2 pseudogenes are annotated in these 2,082 nt (G+C 42.7%); one reads left to right on the top strand and one right to left on the bottom strand.

Annotation, left to right across the window (positions count from 1 at the left end):
- Positions 1-74: 74 nt before the first annotated feature.
- A pseudogene (locus OQV04_RS24400) lies at positions 75-1,376 on the bottom strand (carbohydrate porin); the annotation flags it as partial.
- Between the two features lie 477 nt (positions 1,377-1,853).
- On the opposite strand from OQV04_RS24400, the pseudogene OQV04_RS24395 reads away from it, so the two are divergent.
- Positions 1,854-2,006, top strand: a pseudogene (locus OQV04_RS24395) (PTS sugar transporter subunit IIA); the annotation flags it as partial.
- Between the last annotated feature and the right edge of the window lie 76 nt (positions 2,007-2,082).

Below are 2,082 nucleotides of genomic sequence, written 5' to 3'. Positions count from 1 at the left end.
TGATAGAAACAGAAGCCACTGGAGCACCTCAAAAACACCATCATACACTAAATCAGTAAGTTGGCAGCATCACCATACGTCCCGAGGTAAATATTAAAGTTCTCCATATCCATCACATTAGCGAACTGATAAGACGCATGAATGGTGTGAATGGTGTACGTCCCTTCATCATCAATCCAGCAGTCGTTATCACAAACTACACCGCTGAATTCATCAATCTTATTGTGCGCGTAGATATAACCGAGCTCGAAACGTTTCCACAGCGCGTTAATCCCGGCAGTGAAATCTTTCTCATTATTAGCATCTAAATAGGCGGTATTAAGATTAACCACAATGCCATTGTCCGGATCCGTTTTCAGGCCGTTCCAGGTCATGCTCATACCATAGCCGGTACGATCGGACTGATCGACAAAATTACCCTTGCTATCGGTATAACCATAAGCATTATTTACCACGTTCGCTTCCATCGCTGCGGAAACGGTGAATTCTTCCGTCGGCGACCAGGCAATTACTGGGCGCAGATAAGCAACATTTTTCTGCTGCTCCATATCGCGTCCATGATAATTACCGTCATTATATAAAGATGTTCCGTCTTCAAGTAACGTATTTAATTCAAAATACCAGTTATCGAGTTGTTTGCTGACGAGGAAATTACCGCCAGCGTTAGAGCGCCCGCGGCCCTCTTTCATCATATAGATATAACCGCTGCCATCGTCATAAAGATCGTTCGCAGTATTACCGGAATGTTCAACAAAGGTATCCTGATTCAGCGGGAACATATCGTAGGCTTCAAAACGGCCTACTTTGACCTTCCAGTCGTTTTCTTTGCCAAAGAAGAATACCGCATCATCGATATTTACTGAACCGTGCATATCACCCAGCGGTTGTGCGGAGAACCCGGCGAAATAACCGTTGTCCATCTTTCGCATACCGTCAAAACCTAACAGAATACGACCATTGAGATTCCACTGTTCATTAGTGGGATCGCTATTCACATCAGCGTTGGTCATTGCCAGCAGGCCATGATTACTTTCCGCATCCATATTAAATTCTACGTCGCCGTAGATTTTTAAATCGCCATAACCTGAAAGCAAAAGATTAGGTGAGGTGGCATTTTTCTTTGCAGATTCCGTCGTTGCCTGTCCATTTACCGGCGTATTGCCCTGAGCGGCCTTAATTTCGCGGATCTCAGCGGCTTGTTGTGTCTGCAGCTGTTTAACCTGGCTCTCTGCTTTTGCTGCCCGCATTTCTGCCGCTTCCAGGCGTTCTTCCAGCAATGCCATGCGTTGTTCCAGCGTTAAATGCTGTGTTTTTGCCATACCGGTACTACATGCCAATAATAAACCGATGGCTAAAGATAATGTCGATTTTTTCATTATTTACGTTCCCTGAAATAAAGGAGGCCCTACGCTTTCCAAAAGGAATACGTATATAGAGAAATATAAAGTGTGCACTTTCGAATTTTTAATCCAACTTCAGCAGGCCGATGGATAGTATCCCGCCGCATAATATGAGTAAATCCGCTGATTTCCTGGAACGTGAGGAATATAACAATAGTGCCGTTTTTAACTAAATATCGTAAAAAATATTAGATATGATTCACGCTGACTCATAAGCCACAAATATAAATAATGTTTAGACAAATTATCTGAGACATTTAAACATTCACAAAATCATTAAAGAATGATTTTTTATTCACAAGATTTATTTTACCTACTAATATGTGCCTTACGCCGCAAAATTTATCCTTCACTCTGCTTTATATTGTCACGACTTCACGACATATCCGCGCTCATCACAAACCCGCCCCGCTATTACAATTAACGTAAATATTTTTTCATGGAGTCCGATTAATGGCAGCTCTTACTGCAAGCTGTATTGACCTGAATATTCAGGGCAATGGCACTTATTCCATTCTGAAACAGTTAGCGACAATGGCGTTACAAAACGGTTTTATCACCGACTCACACCAGTTCCTGCAAACCCTGCTGCTGCGCGAAAAAATGCGGTGATGCTGCCAACTTACTGATTTAGTGTATGATGGTGTTTTTGAGGTGCTCCAGTGGCTTCTGTTTCTATCAG

Origin of the sequence: Escherichia sp. Lx600-2 (assembly GCF_036662595.1) — a bacterium.
Lineage (GTDB): Bacteria > Pseudomonadota > Gammaproteobacteria > Enterobacterales > Enterobacteriaceae > Escherichia > Escherichia coli.
The sequence above is the reverse complement of the archived record's forward strand: the minus strand, read 5'-3'. Positions and strand labels throughout refer to the sequence as shown.